Origin of the sequence: Myxococcus sp. CA039A, from assembly GCF_013336645.1 — a bacterium.
GTDB lineage: Bacteria > Myxococcota > Myxococcia > Myxococcales > Myxococcaceae > Myxococcus > Myxococcus llanfairpwllgwyngyllgogerychwyrndrobwllllantysiliogogogochensis.
The window spans coordinates 1-455 of record NZ_JABUMQ010000766.1; the positions used below are offsets into that span (position 1 = coordinate 1).

General features: G+C 65.5%; 1 protein-coding gene. It reads right to left on the reverse strand.

All coding sequences use genetic code 11. From position 1 onward, the window contains the following. The coding region (locus HR086_RS47485; protein ID WP_217442261.1) for a hypothetical protein at positions 1 to 455 on the reverse strand (455 nt) is incomplete at both ends.

The following is a 455-nucleotide window of genomic DNA, read 5'->3' on the forward strand; positions in this document are numbered from 1 at the left end:
GCGTGCATCTCCGGCTCGCGGGAATCCTCCGGGGTAACCTTCTGCAGACTTAACTGTGCCTCCGCGCCACACGTCTGCACGGTGGCCAGCAGCTCGGTCCGGGTGAGGGCGGAATTCATGGCGCAGTCTTGGCCAATTTCGGGCTGCTGGTCTGCTTCCTGCGGCGCCTCCACATGCCCGAACTCCACGGTCCGCACCAGGTCAGAGCGCCACAGCTCCACGCGATCAGCGCTCAAAATGCCCACGCGGTCATTCGAGCGCACCGGCAGCACCTGCTCAGCGGCATTGGAACTGCGGGTGCGCTGGTAGGTGCCATCCGACGCCTGCAGCGCCACCACATCACCGCAGCCACGCTCCGTGCGGAACACCATGTTCACGTTGTTCCACCCGCCCATCGCGGCACACAGCGGGGCGTCCGTGCGCGAGTAGCTCCATACGTTTTTGCCGCTCAGGGT